Here is a 16525-nt window from a genome sequence, read left to right on the forward strand (position 1 = left end):
TTTGATTTAAAAATAAGTATATATGTTATATCCCCATTATGGCATGGCGTAACGATACAGAGATGGTACTATTATGTGAACATGAGATCACTTCTTTTTAGTGTACGATATAATGCTGCAAAACGCATCTTATACGCTACATACGAGTCAGAATGATTTTTTACACTGTATATGTTATATCCCACTCTCTATTTTCCGATATTATGTCTATGGATGCCTCTCACTTTCTAATAAAGGATGATCTATGTATGAAATTATTCAAAACGTCTGTGTATGTGGTTACGGGTCTGGTAACGACAGTAGCGATTGCGCTTATCTTGATGGCAGTGTATTCGGATCGCAATTTCTTCTCATCTTTTACCACTGCACAAGCAGATCGCTTGGGAGATTCTATTCAAGGAACTTCCAACGTAACAGTAAATCCACCATTATCCGCAGATCAACTTCCACCTGTAGAACAATTTGCTTCGATTGCCAAAAAAGATCATTATCAAAATAAAGTGGCTGTACTGATGTATCATGATATTGATCCGATCAAACAAGGTGGAGATATTATTACACCTGCTCTTTTTGCTTCTCAATTGGATTATTTGCGTTCTAAAGATATGAATTTTATTTCACTGGAACAATTCCGTCTTTTTATGAAAGGTGGCAAAGTACCGGATAATGCGGTATTGGTTACGTTTGACGATGGATATGAGAACTTCTATACTACAGCGTATCCGATTATGAAAGAGCGCCATATTCCCGGTGTAAGCTTTGTGATTACAGGAGATTTCAGTAAAGGCGCTCTTGTAGCCACTCCTCATATGACCAAAGCCGAAATTAAAAACATGACTAGCTCTGATCCGAATATGGAAGTTCAAGCGCATACCGATAAATTACATTACAAAACAAGCGATACTACTGATGCCCTTACAGCTCCACTGGTAAAAGATGGCGTAACCGAGACCCATGAACATTATCTAGCACGGATTGAGAACGATCTTAGACGCTGTGTAGAAGCACTTCGTCCGCTTACTCCTCATGTCATTAATACATTTGCGTATCCTTACGGATTGCATACACCAGAAGTAGAAAAAGTCGCTCAAAACGTAGGTATTCGTTATGCTTTTACAACTGAGCTTGGTCTGGTGACACGTGATACCGATCTTATGACGATTCCACGTATCAATGGTGGTTCTCCACTGATTGATCCAGAACGTCTGTACAATTCAATCATGTGGGAAAACAAACTACCTGGACGCAATCTATTTATTCCTGATTCGATCCAGCATAGTGGTCGTGAAGCAGGAGAATCGGAAAAGTCTGACACTTCTAAATAAAGAATATGATCTGCTATTAAATACAATCTAGTACCTGTATGAAAATGAATCCGTATAGGTATACCGTCCGCTATCAGTTACTCTAGATAGCGGACTTTTAGGTTGTACTTTTACATATAACAACTACTTAATTATGATAATGCTAAAATAATAAGCTGACACTTTTCTTCCAATTCTATACAATAGATATGGAAATAAGTTTGGTGAAAGAGGGGGCAATTGATGTTAGAAAAAAAGGTGACCTGGCTAGAGTTGTTTTATGATCTGCTATTTGTAGCTGCTGTATCCAAAGCGACCCATGTCTTACTTCATGTAGAACATGGTGGCATTTCACTCGAACAGTTAGGTAAGTTTTTACTTATTTTTATTCCGATCTGGTGGGCTTGGGTCGGGCAAAGTGTATACAACAATCGCTTTGGCAAAGACAGCACCAAAGATCGAATATTTATGATTGTGCAGTTATTTTTTGTACTGATTATGACAGCCAGTCTCAATATCGATTTTGATTCAAATTACATACCTTTTCTGATCGGATATATTGGGCTCAGGGCATTGATGGTTATTCAGTACATGATCACCACTACGCAGGAGAATCATCATCGCCAAGAAACGGCTCGTTTTTTCGGAACGTATTTCTGGGTCGGGATTGTTATTTCATGTGGTTCTTTATTTTTCGATTCATGGATTCGTTATCTTATTTTGTACGCAGGTATAGCTGTCGATATTATTGTGCCTTTGATCGGTCGCAAAAATCTGGTCAAAACGCCGATTCATACTGCACATTTGCTAGAGCGATTTGCTTTATTCACATTAATCTTATTAGGAGAGTCCGTAATCAGTATGTTGTCTGTACTGCAATCTGATCAGTTCACTCCTTCGTCGATCCTGTTTGCTGCAATGGCATTTGTGTTGATTATTGCGATCTGGTGGCAATATTTCGAAAATGTCGAGAAGCATGTGGATAAAGAAAAACAAACTGCCGGACAAACGATTATGTATGGGCATCTATTTATTTACTTTTCACTAAGTATGATTGCTGCTGCGATTCAATTGCTTTTTTTAGAGCAACTTTCGTATCTATTTATTTTGAGCTTTACCTTTGCGTCTGTATTGATTTACTTTTTAGCAGTAATGATCGTATTCCATCGCTATCGCTACCATAATTTCAAGCCACGATTTCAAGTGATGATCGGACTTGCACTGACACTGGGTGTATTATTCGCTTTCGATTGGTTGGTGATGGTATCACCGCATGTGGTATTAGCAGAATTGATGATATTCTTTATTTTATTTGCTAAAGTCACTACGTAATATGTGTATCGTTAGACTTATAATTCATTGGTAGCGGATCATTTACCAACCATTTGCAAAATCCCTGTACTCCTTCCTTGATTAAGGTTAGAATACAGGGATTTTTTAGATATCATAACTATTGCTAGTGATGCTTAGGCTGATCATAAATTGGCTGCAATTCGTTGTTCGATTCCACTTAGAAAAATATCCAGCCCTGCTTCAAACATCTCATCTGTACCTACTTCTCCAAATAAGCCATTGGTATACATTCTGCGAATAATACTGACTTTTTCAGGCGGGACTTGTTCAAATGCACGAAGTGCCCATTCTTCTAATGACTGTTGATTTTCATCTTCCAACTCATTCTCTACTTGTTGACGTTCGTACTCGTCTAATTCATGACACAATACATAGTTAATAATACAGATAATATAGTTAAACTTTTCTTTGTCTGTAAGAGAGAGTGGTTCCAGAGCTTGTAGAAATTGATCAATCATCTGTAAATAATCACTTTCTAAAGGCAATGTTTGCATTAATAATTGTGCAGAGCAAGGATACTTTTTTAATTGATTGCGCATCGTAACAGCATAATGATGTAATTGTTCTTTCCAATCTCCCTGTGGTTCCATAGCCAGAAGAACATCTTTGGCTACATGATTGGCTAATGCCTGAAAAAGCAATTGTTTGCTTTTAAAATACCAATAAATCGACGGTGCTTGAATCCCGATCAGCTTGGCTAATTTACGCATACTGAACTTTTCAATTCCATCTTGAGTTAACAATTCCCACGATGCTTCTAACACTCTGGCTTCTGTAACCGCTAATTTTTTATTCATGTTATCCCTCTTATCTAACCCTGCAAGATGGGTATTTACTTCTTATTGGTTCATAATAACATCTAACAGTGTTAGATTCAACTTGTAGAGTTAGAAAGACAGTCTACATTCGTATTAAAATACTCTCTATTTTCTTAATTACAAAGCAGTATATCATGTTATCAAAAAACCTATAATTATATAAAAAAAGAGCACTTGTCATAATCAAGTAGCTCCTTCTCATAGAAAACAATTTTAGAAATATTCTCAAACTATTTCAATTGGTATTTAGATACTTTATTCTTCGACTCGTCCAATGTATAAACAACATTGTTATCATATTGCATAATAACAGTATCTTTATTATTTAATTTAAAATTTTGGATAACAGACATATCTTTAGGATCAAGTACATATTGTTCTACCACAAGATCCAACCAAATTTTGTGATCATCTGTCATTCTAACAGATGGATAAATAGGTACTTCATCATCTATATGATCAAATGTATGTTTGGCTACAAATCCTTTCGAATCATAAAGAGAAGCTACTTTATCAGCATAAACAATATAATAATTACCTACTCCTCTAATCTCTGCGTTACCTGTAACTTCTCTAGTCCACAATACTTTTCCTTTTGGAGAAATAGCAGTTAAACGATTACCTGTTTTCGGTAAATCAGCTCTCAATAGTATAGTTCCATCATCCCATACTGTTGTATATCCACTATTTGTAGTTGCTCCTTTTGGAAATTCATAACGATATAAACGTTTCATACCTACGGTATATACATCTGTTTTAAAATCAGAAGCTGATGTCGATTGGTTTTGCACAATAACATAAGTATCTGTTATTTGTTCAACCTGTCCAGAAATCATTTTTTTGAATATTTGTTTTCCATTTTTATTATAACCATAGACAATCGTTTTCTCAGAACCTAATTTATTTGATTTGGGAACTACATAAAGCAGTGTACCATCTTTCATCAAATGAACAGGGTTATCCCACACTGCATCTGGATGCTGTTGTTCAGGAAGTTTAATCATCCAATTTTGTTTACCTTTAGCGTTGATAGAATACAACAAATGATTAGATTCAAAATAAGCATATGTTGTTCCATTTTTGCCGTACATAAATGGATACTCTGTTGTTAAATAACCTATTCCTTCTTTAAAAAATGGGAATACCCATTTTGTCTTTCCTGTGTCTGGATCAACCGCATTAAGTGTGTCATAATTCCATATTTTTGTGTATGTTTTCTCATCTTGCATATGTAAATAAACTAATTTCTGATCAGTTGCAAGATGAATATCATTTTTCACATCTAAAAATTCGTCATTTGTACTTTGTGTCCATTGAGGATTAGATAATGTACTCCAGTCTTTGGCAGATGCTATCGAACCAAAAGATGATAATAATACAGATGTAGCCAATACACATATAATTCTTTTTCTCATAATAAATATCCAACCTCTCCATTTTGTATTACATTCAAAAAAAGGAGAATTCTCCAATATCTATATCGTCTATTTACAGGTTATAATTAAGTTGTTTTTAATCCGATTTATAGAGGAGCTACTATTATGCCAAAAGTGTACATAATTAATACGAATACAACAAACGGAAATCAGCATGAACAAGAAATGTTAGATGATAAAAAATGCGCTGCGTATTATGGTCCTTGGAAGCATTATATTGATACTATCGAAGCCAATGATATTATTTTCTTATATAGCAATAATAAAGGTATTATTGCTCGTGGGGTAGCTACTGGTATCGTAGAGACTAAAGATTATAACGGTTATTCTGAAGAAGAACATTACATGTATTTAGATCGTTTCGAAGTATTACAAATTCCTTTAAAAGCTGATAAAATTAAAAATTTACTTACTGAAGCTACTATTAGTAAAAATGGTTCTTCAAAAGAATATAAAATTCAGTGGAATCAAACAATGATTTTACTTTCTTTTGCGCTTGGAATGGTATTATGGCAAGAAATGACTCATAAGCATATATAATAGCCAACAAATTCTTTATGATAATAAAAAGAACCTGTTAAACACTTTGATAAAGTGGTTAACAGGTTCTTAGTTATGCCTTATTTATAATATTTAATCCAACACTGCTCCATTACTCTCAATCACTTTCTAATACCAGAAAAAGCTATCTTTACGTGAGCGATCTAGTGTACCTTTACCGTCATTGTCTTTATCCACATAGATAAATCCATACCGTTTCTTCATCTCGCCTGTACCGGCACTCACGAGGTCGATACAGCCCCATGGCGTATAGCCGATCAGTTCGACTCCATCAGCGATCGCTTCTTGCATTGCGACCACATGTTGCTTCAAATACTCAATCCGGTAATCGTCATGAATACTGCCATCTGCTTGTACTTCATCGACAGCACCCAGACCATTTTCTACGAGCATTAATGGAATCTGATAACGGTTATAAATATTATTTAGTGACCAGCGTAATCCTTGTGGATCGATCTGCCATCCCCAATCACTTGCTTTGAGGTACGGGTTTTTGAGTCCCATCGAGAGATTACCGCCTACTTGTTCTTGATCAGGATCAGCGCTCACACAAGTGGAAGAATAATAGCTGAATGTATAATAATCGACACAGCCTTCTTTCAAAGTCTGCTCATCTTCCGGTTCGATCACAAGCTCAATCCCATGATCTGCAAAATAACGCTTAGCAAAGCCCGGATAAGCTCCTCTCACCTGTACGTCTGAACACAAGAAGTTCGTTAAATTATCTTTCTGTTGCGCTAAAATCACATCTTCTGGATTCGAAGTCAGCGGATACGAACACATATAAGCAATCATACAACCGATTTTGAAATCAGGATTGATTTGATGCCCTAACTTCACAGCTTGGGCACTAGCGACAAATTGATGATGAAGTGCTTGATATCGTGCTTGCGGATCATCTTGTGATGTATCAACTAATTCTCCATTGCCTTTGGGAATCATCGCTCCAGCTAGAAATGTTCCAAACGGTAGCGTCAAAATATTGATTTCATTAAAGGTCAACCAGTATTTCACTGTGTCTTTATACCTTGTAAATAAAGTCTCGCAATAACGTGTATAAAACTCTATCAGACGACGATCTGACCAACCGTTATATTTTTGCGCCAAAGCAAAAGGGGCTTCATAGTGAGATATCGTTACTAATGGCTCAATATTATGCTTTTTCAATTCAGCAAATACTTGATCATAGAACTGTAATCCTTCTTCATTAGGTTCCAGATCATCGCCATTCGGGAATATACGTGACCACGCGATCGACATGCGGAACACTTTAAATCCCATTTCACCAAAAAGAGCGATATCTTCTTTATACCTATGGAAGTAATCAATCGCTTCATGGCTCGGATAGTTTAATGCAGGATCGAGTTCCGTTGTGATTCGGCGAGAAGTCGTATGTGTACCTGCGGTTAACATATCCGAGGTGCTTAGACCTTTCCCACCTTGATCATATCCGCCTTCTAGCTGATTCGCTGCTGTCGCTCCTCCCCATAAAAATCCTTGTGGAAATGTAGGCTGTAATGCGCTCATTGTGCAATTCCTCCTGTTAGATAGTCGTCAGTATATTAGATCAAAACAGTGATCAGATCTTCTTTGAAATGAATCGCTTGTTTATCTGTCTGTACTACATCTTGGAAATTAGCTGTATTGGAAATAATAACCGGCGTAGTCACGATATATCCAGCGGCTTTGATCGCTTCAATATCGAATTCCATTAATAATTGTCCTTTGGTAACGATATCGCCTTGTTTTACTTTTGGTGTGAAATGTTTGCCTTTTAACTTCACGGTATCTTGTCCTACATGGATCAAAATATCGACTCCATGATCACTGGTTATCCCGAGTGCATGCCCTGAGGACAACATCGAAGTTAATACGCCATCAACAGGCGAATATACTTTACCTTCAGACGGTTCAATCGCTATCCCTTTACCAAGCGCACCAGAAGAAAATGCTTCATCTTCTACCGCACTAAGTGGAAGAATGGTTCCTTGTAATGGACTTGCAATCGTTTCTTGAGCGATTTGGATCGTTGTTTTGGGTGCTTGTGGTTCTGTGACCTTTGCTGTTTCTTTATCGTCTTGGAACATAGCATACATAATGGCAAATCCAAGTACAAAGCTAACTCCAATACCGATCAACATTCCATAGAATCCAGCATCGATACCATTTGGACCGATATAACTTGGAACTCCGAAAATACCTAATCCACCCATAATATAAGCTTTAGTACCTGCAAACCCAATAATACCTCCACCTACCGCAGCTGCTATACAACTGATAATAAATGGTTTTTTACGTGGAAGCGTGATTCCATAAATCGCTGGCTCTGTTACACCAAAAAATCCAGAAATGACAGCAGGAACCGAAAGTGATTTGAGTTTAATATTTTTCGTTTTAAGTAAGATCGCAAGTACAACACCTGTCTGTGCAAATGATGCTCCAAACATTCCTGCTAAGACCGGATCAAATTTCATTACTGTTAAGTTGTTGATGACAATCGGAACCAGACCCCAGTGTAAGCCGAAAATAACAAATACTTGCCAGAATGCACCGATCAACATGCCTTCAATAATCGGGCTTAAATTATAGACAAATAGTGTACCTGCCCCTAACAATTGACCTGCCCATGTAGCGATAGGTCCAATAATAAGTAACGTTAACGGAACAATAACAAGCAATGTACAGAACGGAACCAAGAATGTACGAACAACACTTGGAATAATTTTTTTGAAAAATACTTCTAATTTCGAACCTACATACGTTGCTAAAATAATCGGAATAACACTAGACGAATACGTCATCAAAATGACAGGAATTCCTAAAAACGTAATATGGATCGGTGATTCAAACAATGTACCTGCAAATAAGGTATACAATGGATCACCAGCGGTTAAGCCACTAAGCGAAGGGTACACCAATGTTGCTCCAATCGCCATCCCGATAAAGATGTTGGCATTGAACTTTTTCGCAGCTGTATAACCAAGAAAGATAGGAAAGAAATAAAATAGACAGTCACCTAATGCATTAAGAATCTGGTACGTTCCTGATTCTGTGGTTAACACATGTAGTGCAAGCAATAATGCGGTAAATCCTTTAATCATCCCTGTTGCACATAACACGCCCAGAATCGGAGTAAATACGCCAGAAATCATATCAATAAAACGGTTGAATAAACTGACCTTTTCATCACTGGATGTATCTTGTGCTGTATCGGCTTGAAAGCCTCCGACTGCATTTACTTCGGTATACACATCAGGTACATGGTTACCAATAACGACCTGATATTGTCCACCACTCTGAATAACAGTTACAACACCATCCATATTTTTAAGTACATCCGTATTTGCTTTGCTCTCGTCTTTTAATTTAAAACGTAATCGTGTGATACAGTGTGTCAAACTGTTTACATTGTCCCGACCACCGATATTTTGGATAATGTCTTTTGCCAATTGTTCATATTTCATGGGATATCGCTCCTTTGACAGTAAAGTACGAAAAAAGGCAAAACCTAACTAGACCGCGTATAATCATATACGATACGATCTGATTAGGTTTTGCCTGCATGACCAGTAACAATCCTATAGATATTCTGTTGAGTGTAGCTACATACTTAGCAGTGGTTCTCGCTCTATAGTAAGCGCTTACTATAAAGCTATACTTATTGCTCCAGATCGAGATATAATACGCAAAAAGGCAAAACCCAACACATGTCAGACCTAGCTACATGTACTGGGTTTTGCCTTTTCAGTAACAATCCCTAAAACAAGAATATCATCGTTTGATTCATTTGGCAAGAGAAAAAGTATACGCTTACATTATTTATTTTTTAAGAGAGATGTGAGTGCTTTTTCTTTTTTCGAATAAGTCTTTTAATATCATAAATTTTTAAAATTCGTTCGTGATATTATGCCAGTTCGCCAGATTCGGTAACTTCTGCACTCCCCAATAATCTAATAAGATTTGAATGATTTCCTGATGACTGGATGTGTGGTAAGCATAATGTTGAAAAGCCGATTTGTCGCCTTCAGGTACCAACCGAATCTCAATCACCATCCCTTCCCCTTCATGTTGCTCCGAAGCCGCTTGTATGTAGATACTGTGTTCGATGGGTTGACTTGGTGTGATAATGATATAGTCGTAGATACCTGTTTGGAAATCAAGAACGATATCTGAAATGACAGATGCTTCGATCGAGTCATTGTCGTAGATCGTGCCGTTGCTGTCGATGGTGTAAGTAATATGTTGGTAGGACATGGTTAGAACCTCCTGTAAGTGATATGTATTTGGATTAGTCCTATTATACGCAAAAAGTCCGCTAAACACGAAAGTGTCTAACGGACTTTTGTATAATTTGTTTTATTCTTTATATTACACTATTTAGCTGTTCCTCTTTCTTAACCTATTTACTAACAATTTAATATGTTTTTCAAATTCTATTTGTCCCATATCTTCTTCTTTATATATATGATCTTGAGCTAGTGAATATAAAGTCTCATCATCTACTTCACTAATAAATGAATTTACAATTGACTTGTCTAATATATTCCTAATATGGAAGAAAATCATATTCATTTTAAAACTTCTAAATCTATTTCTTGGCATACGAAGAGCTTCAGATACTAAATAAATAACTAAAAGTTCATTTGGATAAAATTTAATAATATCCTCTTCAAGATTTCGCGACATTTCGTTTTTCGACTTAAACAAAATTGAAATTATTGAGGCATCTAGTGAATTTCCTAAATTATCGAGAATTCTTTTATCATCAAAGAAATAATTATAGATTTTATCTCGATATTTAATTTGGTCAGCAGCATTTAATATGATACAAATTCTAAAAAACTTTTCTTCGTTCTCTTTGAAGAAAAATTCTTCTTGGGGAGAAATTTGATCAAATAAATATTTTATGAATAGTTTAAACCTACTATAATCATGTTTTTTTAGTAAAGCAGTTGTAAGTTCAAACATTTCAGAATCATAGCCAAATTTCTGTAATTCTTCAAATAATTCTGAATTGTCTCTAAATTCATTTATGATGCATTTTGAATAAAAAAACTCATAAAAAGATCTGTGATAAAATTTGTAATATTCTTCTTTATTTCCAGCTACATATAGCTCAGTTCTTTGAGTACAAAATTGAAGAAATTCATCAATTGCATTTCTTGTTTCATTTTCTGAACTATATGACTCTTTATATAATTCAATAAAATATTCTTTTATCTCATTTTTTTCTATTTCAATATTATTTGGTCGTGCTAACCAAGCTAGTTTTTCAAAACTAATATTATGATCTAATATATTAGACATTAATTTGAAATTAAAATTGGATTTTTTTTGATCTTTTTCTCTTTTTTTTGATATATAATCTACACACTTTTCATATAAATCAATTTTGTTTTCAGGAAGTTCTTTTTCAGCTTTATATATTTGAACTAACAATGAAACTGTGAGTAAACTTGTTAAAAAACCGTTCTGGATTAATATTTCACTTTGTCTAAGGAATTCTTGCATATTTTGGGCATTAAATTGTTTTAATTTTATCATATTTAGTAAATAATCTTTTATTTGTTTAATATTTACCTTGCAGACATCATATACAATTCTAGTTTTTGGAATAAATCCTTGTCCTCTTGAAGTAATAATAATTTTATTATGTTTATTTGTAACTTCAAAAAAAGAGCTTATTAATTCGTTTAAATACTGTCTATCCTCTTTTTCAACTTCATCTAAGGCATCAAACAAAATAAGACATCTACCCGCTTTTAAGAAATATCTCAAAAAGTTCTTAGTTATAGAATCACTATCTAAACCAGTATTATATATAATACTGTCTACTAAAAAATCTTCAATTGAATACGAAGATTTCATTTGAGAGTTAATTTTAAATTGCTTCAAATCACAATATATCGGTATTAGTTTATCTGAATTGTGAAGACTCATTTCTGAGAATTTGTTTATTACATTTTTTAAGAATAATGACTTACCAAACCCTGCACCACCAATAACAGAAACCATATTAGATTCTTTAAACAAATCAATCCATTTAATTGGCTCAGAAATAGAAATGTTTTCTTTTAAGTGTGCGAAATCAGCTTCATTACTATATTTTGTATTTTGCCCATTAACTTCATTAACATAAAATTCAGGAAAAACATAAAAAGAATATAATTCAAGCTCATCAATTCCATATACATGACTTTTTTTATTACGTGCTCTTAAAATTTTTAAATAATCAGACTTCACTTTCTCAAAATCTTCATTAATATTAGAATATTCATTAATTTCAAAATTAGAGATAATTCGTTTTTCCATCTCATGTAGGCTATTGTTAATAAAATATAATACTCCTACATTTTCAGCTGTTAGAGTACTTATTAACTTTTTCTCTATTATATCAATAATAAAATCGAAATATTTTTTTGTGAAATAAAAATTAATATTTTTTTGGACATTTTTTTCAACAAAATTTACTGCTTGTTGAGATAAATAATTTGTAAAAGTATCTTTATCTAACATAAATTTTATTTTTTTATTAGATTGCATTTTTCGAAAAGTAGAATAATCTATATATTCTGTAAAATCTCTTAAAGTATTAGGATGACTTAAGAAGTCTATAAAGCTTCCAGAATCTAATTCAGTATCTTTAAATTCATCAATAAACTTATTTATTTCATTACACAAAGTTTTTAGGCGTGTTCTATTCTTATATTCTTTAAAAATATCCATTAATAAGGAAGTACTTATATTTATTAAAGTAGGGATTAAAAAGCTGCTAGTAATAGAACTCATATCATTCTCCTTGATTATAGTATTAAAAGAAAAATAAACCAAAATGTGTATTAATAAAAATCTTATAGTAATTTTTGCTAAATGACAATAAAAAATCTTAAATACAAAAGTCCGCTAAACACGAAAAGTGTCTAGCGGACTTTTATTCTATGGAGCCTAGGGGGATCGAACCCCTGACCTCATCGCTGCCAGCGATGCGCTCTCCCAGCTGAGCTAAGGCCCCATGAATATGAAATTGTAACTATGTAACGCAACAACTACATTAATTTATCACATCCACCTGTACCTCGTCAAGAAGCATCCTTTTACATCACTTCCTCCCTTATCTGCAACCTCAATTCATACTCGTAACACCGCAGTCTGTGACAAGCGGGTGACAGTTGGGCGGAAGCGTTGACTTTGGTTCTGTGTGTATTGGTATAATGAAGTATAGTACTCAGAAAAGAGGCGAAAGCATTGAAATTTAATACCACTTATGCCAAAGCAGGATTGGGATTACTCCTAATGTTGGTTTTTTTGACGGCTTGCGGACAGCCTAAAGAAACGCGTGCCGATATTTTCAATCCAAACGGGATCAAAACGATGCCGATCAATGATTCTTTTGGAACCGTTAGTATTCCTGTATCTCCAAAGCGTATTGCGGTCACTAGCCAGTATGCACTGGATTATCTGAATGCGATTGATGTGAATGTGGCACTGGCTCCTAAGCCGAATGAAAGCAATCCTTTTCCTATCTATATGACAGATGAAGAAAAGAACAATATTTCACTGATCGAAGGCGAAGGTACAGACATCAATCTATCTGCATTGAAAGGGCAAAAGCCTGATTTGATCTTTACCAATAATAGCGATCGTGCGGTATATGATGAATTGTCCAAGATCGCACCTACAATCTATATTGCGCAAATGAATGATTGGCGTAGTGAGCTGTATAATTATGGCACAATCGTTGATAAAGAAACCGCAGTAAAGCAGTTTTTGAATGCATTTCAGCAAGCAACCAATGCAAGCAAATCGAAGCTAACGCCGATTATCGGTACATCTACTGTAGCAGCGGCTTCGATGACCAAAGACGGTATGACATTATACAACAATGCCAAAAATGGTGTCGGCGAAGTGATGTATCAGGATATGGCACTGAAAGCTCCGGCTAATTTGCCAACAGATACAGTATCTGCTCCAGCCACAGTTGCACAATTGCAAAGTATCAATCCAGATTATCTGTTTATCTCTACAGGGGTTAAAAACGATACAACAGAAGCATTGACCAAACGCATGACAGCTACAGCAGACGGTGCTACATGGAATCAATTAACAGCCGTACAAAACGGGCATGTCTATATTGTAGATCCTTCCTTTTTCAATAATACCCCTCCTGCTAAAACGTATGTATTAGAAACGATTTTGAAAAAAGTAGAAGGTAACTCTTAATCTAGTCAGTCTTCTGAATGATGATTTTATAACAAAATTGCTTATGTAAAGAAACAACGATGAATCAGCGTCCCTTTTGATAAATATCGGGAACAGCTTATATGATTCATCGTTGTTTTTTGTTGGATGTTAATTACGTTGATACAACAAGCAAAAAAACTTGTATTCACTTTTCAAATCCGATATAATCGTACTTACGGTGATTTATTCACCACTCCCACATTGACTTCTTAGACATACTTCATGATTAATGTGGAAGTTACATATTCGCGGTCATGGCGGAATTGGCAGACGCGCACGGTTCAGGTCCGTGTGGGCTTACCCCCGTGGAGGTTCGAGTCCTCTTGACCGCATCCTTATTGTTTACTAAGCTTGTCTCGTATATTGCGGGATGGGCTTTTTTATATTTCTATTGCTTTAAGATATTCAATAAATAGATGCTATATGTTCTCTTAATGATGCAGGCATAGCTCCAAATTGTAGAACTTGCTCTATTTCATCGATATGCGCTGTACGACTTGCTCCGATCAGCATCGAATCAACTTGCGGATGTTCCATTGTCCACCAGAGCACTAACTGTACCAGCGTGCATCCTACTTCTTCTGCTATTTGACGGTACGTATCGACTTTGGCGAAGTTCTCGTTGGTAAAATAGTGCTTAATCCGTTCTTCTCCTTTAGCCAGGCGACTTTCGACAGGAATGTCTTGCAGTGATCTATACCTTCCTGCTAATATCCCTCTTGCTAATGGGCTGTAAATAATCTTGCCGATACCCACTTGCTCACAGTAAGGAAATACTTCTTGTTCTACTGCACGAGCAAGCAAATTGAACTCAGATTGAATCGAAGCACATGCTGTCCATTGATGTGTATGACTGATCTCATAAGCAGAACGTAGCTGATCTACAGCAAAGTTGGAATAACCAATCGCTCTAACTTTACCTTGTTGCACTAGCTCATGTAATACAAATAACGTTTCTTCCAGTGGAGTATGAGGATCGAACTCATGGACTTGATACAGATCGATATAATCGGTTTGCAGACGTTGGAGCGAACGGTCGATCTGTTGTGTAATATGCTGGCGTGACAATCCTTCGTCCATCTTGCCCTCACCCATACGCATGCCTACTTTGGTCGCAAGTATAACCTGATCTCGTTTTCCTTTAAGAATATTTCCAATCATCTGCTCGCCTAATCCATCTCCGATATGATCGATATCTTGCCTTTTTCCATAAAAGTTAGCAGTGTCGATCAGAGTCATACCGATATCTAGACTTTGATCTATAATACGTTGTGAAGCAGATGCATCGATCCATCTTCCAAATGCCATCGTTCCCAGACCTACTTTGGATACTGGAATATTCGATTTACCTAATATCTGCTTATCCATTCAATTGTTCTCCTTAACCATCTGTGCCAATCCACTTCCAAATGACCAGTCTTCGAATTCAGTCTCGACCAATATAATAAATACATCTTCGATCCGAATACCCACTTGTTGTGCTAGCGCTGTCGCTAACTGTTTATACAGATTTGTCTTCTTGACCACGCCTCGACCAGACTTCAAGGTAATCTGGATATATAATAATCCATCTGAACGATCTCCTTGTAAATAGTGTCGATCATATACAAACTGTTCTGGCTGATGACTATGAAAGACTTGAAAACAATCATTCTCCGGTACATCACAACAATCGATTAAAGCGGATAAAATAACCTGACTCATCTGTTGTAACTGTTCTGCATTGTACTGATTATGCATATAACTTACTCTTGTAAATGGCATATCGCTGATCCTCCATACGATTGAATTGGTTGATACTGATACAAGCTTTTATGAATACTCTGATTGTATCTATATTCTCTTTATTTATATAATAGATAATAATCATAAAGATCATTCATTTTACCGATAAAGATAGTAAAAGGAAAATCTACTAAGGAGGTGCATTATGGATTTAACAGAATTGATTGCTTTTCAGACCGTGATGCAAGAAGGTACCTTTGTCAGAGCAGCCGAAAAGCTGAATTATGCTCAATCAACAATTACTAACCAGATCAAACGATTAGAAAAAGAATTAGGATTGACTTTGTTTTATCGTAATTGGGAAGCGACCTTAACACCTGCCGGGCAACGATTTGCTGAACAAGTCGATCAATTAATCCATCACTGGCGGTATGTCGGTGATATAGCCAAGCAATTGAATGAAGAAGAAATAGGTACTTTACAGATTGGTGTCACAGAGACATGGGCAGATCGTTATTTACCAGCTATTTTATATCAATTTCGGCAATATCGACCCAAAATTACTTGTGAGATTATAGTCGGCAATTCGACTTTTTTGGAAGAGTGTCTACAACAGGAGAAAATATCGTTAGCTTTATGCGCAGATTCGGAGTCGTCTCACCATTATGTATTTGAACCTTTACACCAAGAATCAATCTCGCTGATTATACCGGCTAATCATGTATTGGCGAATACCCAAGCAGTGACTATCGACGAGTTATTATCACATCTGTTGATTATCGGGCAATCGTCGTGCAAGTATCGCTTTCAAGTGGAAAAAGCTTTTAGAACGTATGAGCAAGAACCGTTATTTTACACGATTAATCAACTTTCTTTAATTCCGCTTTATGCTGAACAATTAAATGGGATCGGGATTGTACCGTCTTCTTTGAGTGTAGATGATACGTATACTGTTTTACCTTTTCCTTCTGTAGATCACCATTTGCAGATTGGCATTTTACAACCCCGGCGTATCAAATATAACAGCGGTATGCAGCAACTTTTTGTAGAAGAAGTTCGGAAGTATTTTAAAAATCTCCGTGAATAG

Annotated in this window: 13 protein-coding genes and 2 tRNA genes; 6 read left to right on the top strand and 9 right to left on the bottom strand. The window is 35.7% G+C overall.

Annotated elements, in window-relative coordinates:
• Nucleotides 1–248 precede the first annotated feature (248 nt).
• Together QCD85_RS01825 and QCD85_RS01830 are read left to right on the top strand one after the other, a co-directional pair.
• Nucleotides 249–1325 carry a polysaccharide deacetylase family protein gene (locus QCD85_RS01825; protein WP_273615553.1) on the top strand — a complete coding sequence of 359 codons (1077 nt, stop codon included), beginning with the start codon at nucleotides 249–251 and terminating at the stop codon, nucleotides 1323–1325.
• A gap of 222 nt (nucleotides 1326–1547) precedes the next feature.
• Nucleotides 1548–2636, top strand: a complete 1089-nt coding sequence (locus QCD85_RS01830) for a low temperature requirement protein A (RefSeq protein ID WP_301261472.1) — start codon at nucleotides 1548–1550, stop codon at nucleotides 2634–2636.
• A 143-nt stretch (nucleotides 2637–2779) separates the two neighbouring features.
• Here the strand turns inward: QCD85_RS01830 and QCD85_RS01835 are convergent, their stop codons facing one another.
• Entirely contained in the window at nucleotides 2780–3454 is a 675-nt protein-coding gene (locus QCD85_RS01835) for a TetR/AcrR family transcriptional regulator (RefSeq protein WP_274170469.1), read from the bottom strand.
• Between the two features lie 251 nt (nucleotides 3455–3705).
• Nucleotides 3706–4947: an outer membrane protein assembly factor BamB family protein gene (locus QCD85_RS01840; RefSeq protein ID WP_301261473.1), complete on the bottom strand. Its 1242-nt coding sequence runs from the start codon at nucleotides 4945–4947 to the stop codon at nucleotides 3706–3708.
• A gap of 69 nt (nucleotides 4948–5016) precedes the next feature.
• Here QCD85_RS01840 and QCD85_RS01845 point away from each other — a divergent pair, with 69 nt between their 5' ends.
• Nucleotides 5017–5451 (top strand): hypothetical protein, encoded by a 435-nt coding sequence (locus tag QCD85_RS01845; RefSeq protein ID WP_301261474.1) that lies wholly within the window; start codon nucleotides 5017–5019, stop codon nucleotides 5449–5451.
• 129 nt (nucleotides 5452–5580) lie between these two features.
• Here the strand turns inward: QCD85_RS01845 and QCD85_RS01850 are convergent, their stop codons facing one another.
• From QCD85_RS01850 to QCD85_RS01870, 5 genes are all read right to left on the bottom strand, one after another.
• Complete coding sequence (locus QCD85_RS01850) at nucleotides 5581–6999, bottom strand: glycoside hydrolase family 1 protein (protein WP_301261475.1); 1419 nt, start codon at nucleotides 6997–6999, stop codon at nucleotides 5581–5583.
• A 35-nt stretch (nucleotides 7000–7034) separates the two neighbouring features.
• The gene (locus tag QCD85_RS01855) at nucleotides 7035–8936 is read right to left on the bottom strand and encodes a beta-glucoside-specific PTS transporter subunit IIABC (RefSeq protein ID WP_301261476.1); all 1902 of its coding nucleotides are present in this window, start codon (nucleotides 8934–8936) and stop codon (nucleotides 7035–7037) included.
• Between the two features lie 421 nt (nucleotides 8937–9357).
• A complete protein-coding gene (locus QCD85_RS01860; protein ID WP_273615546.1) occupies nucleotides 9358–9726 on the bottom strand; it encodes a hypothetical protein in 369 nt (122 codons plus the stop codon).
• 123 nt (nucleotides 9727–9849) lie between these two features.
• Complete coding sequence (locus tag QCD85_RS01865) at nucleotides 9850–12261, bottom strand: NACHT domain-containing protein (RefSeq protein WP_301261477.1); 2412 nt, start codon at nucleotides 12259–12261, stop codon at nucleotides 9850–9852.
• A 150-nt stretch (nucleotides 12262–12411) separates the two neighbouring features.
• Nucleotides 12412–12484: transfer RNA gene (locus tag QCD85_RS01870), tRNA-Ala, on the bottom strand.
• A 233-nt stretch (nucleotides 12485–12717) separates the two neighbouring features.
• Between QCD85_RS01870 and QCD85_RS01875 the strand changes: the two genes are divergently transcribed.
• Nucleotides 12718–13692, top strand: a complete 975-nt coding sequence (locus QCD85_RS01875) for an ABC transporter substrate-binding protein (RefSeq protein WP_301261478.1) — start codon at nucleotides 12718–12720, stop codon at nucleotides 13690–13692.
• Between the two features lie 269 nt (nucleotides 13693–13961).
• Nucleotides 13962–14045 (top strand) — tRNA-Leu (locus QCD85_RS01880).
• A 73-nt stretch (nucleotides 14046–14118) separates the two neighbouring features.
• On the opposite strand, the gene QCD85_RS01885 is transcribed toward QCD85_RS01880, so the two are convergent.
• Together QCD85_RS01885 and QCD85_RS01890 are read right to left on the bottom strand one after the other, a co-directional pair.
• Nucleotides 14119–15081: an aldo/keto reductase gene (locus tag QCD85_RS01885; protein ID WP_301261479.1), complete on the bottom strand. Its 963-nt coding sequence runs from the start codon at nucleotides 15079–15081 to the stop codon at nucleotides 14119–14121.
• Entirely contained in the window at nucleotides 15082–15477 is a 396-nt protein-coding gene (locus tag QCD85_RS01890; protein WP_301261480.1) for a tautomerase family protein, read from the bottom strand. It lies immediately after the preceding gene.
• A gap of 166 nt (nucleotides 15478–15643) precedes the next feature.
• On the opposite strand from QCD85_RS01890, the gene QCD85_RS01895 reads away from it, so the two are divergent.
• The gene (locus QCD85_RS01895; protein WP_301261481.1) at nucleotides 15644–16525 is read left to right on the top strand and encodes a LysR family transcriptional regulator; all 882 of its coding nucleotides are present in this window, start codon (nucleotides 15644–15646) and stop codon (nucleotides 16523–16525) included.

Origin of the sequence: Paenibacillus sp. PsM32, assembly GCF_030433815.1 — a bacterium.
Lineage (GTDB): Bacteria > Bacillota > Bacilli > Paenibacillales > Paenibacillaceae > Saccharibacillus > Saccharibacillus kyungheensis.

Coding starts and splice junctions, on each gene's coding strand:
- QCD85_RS01890 (WP_301261480.1), bottom strand. CDS start 15,477: ATGCCATTTACAAGAGTAAGTTATATGCATAATCAGTACAATGCAGAA.
- QCD85_RS01865 (WP_301261477.1), bottom strand. CDS start 12,261: ATGAGTTCTATTACTAGCAGCTTTTTAATCCCTACTTTAATAAATATA.
- QCD85_RS01830 (WP_301261472.1), top strand. CDS start 1,548: ATGTTAGAAAAAAAGGTGACCTGGCTAGAGTTGTTTTATGATCTGCTA.
- QCD85_RS01845 (WP_301261474.1), top strand. CDS start 5,017: ATGCCAAAAGTGTACATAATTAATACGAATACAACAAACGGAAATCAG.
- QCD85_RS01825 (WP_273615553.1), top strand. CDS start 249: ATGAAATTATTCAAAACGTCTGTGTATGTGGTTACGGGTCTGGTAACG.
- QCD85_RS01855 (WP_301261476.1), bottom strand. CDS start 8,936: ATGAAATATGAACAATTGGCAAAAGACATTATCCAAAATATCGGTGGT.
- QCD85_RS01895 (WP_301261481.1), top strand. CDS start 15,644: ATGGATTTAACAGAATTGATTGCTTTTCAGACCGTGATGCAAGAAGGT.
- QCD85_RS01850 (WP_301261475.1), bottom strand. CDS start 6,999: ATGAGCGCATTACAGCCTACATTTCCACAAGGATTTTTATGGGGAGGA.
- QCD85_RS01835 (WP_274170469.1), bottom strand. CDS start 3,454: ATGAATAAAAAATTAGCGGTTACAGAAGCCAGAGTGTTAGAAGCATCG.
- QCD85_RS01885 (WP_301261479.1), bottom strand. CDS start 15,081: ATGGATAAGCAGATATTAGGTAAATCGAATATTCCAGTATCCAAAGTA.
- QCD85_RS01860 (WP_273615546.1), bottom strand. CDS start 9,726: ATGTCCTACCAACATATTACTTACACCATCGACAGCAACGGCACGATC.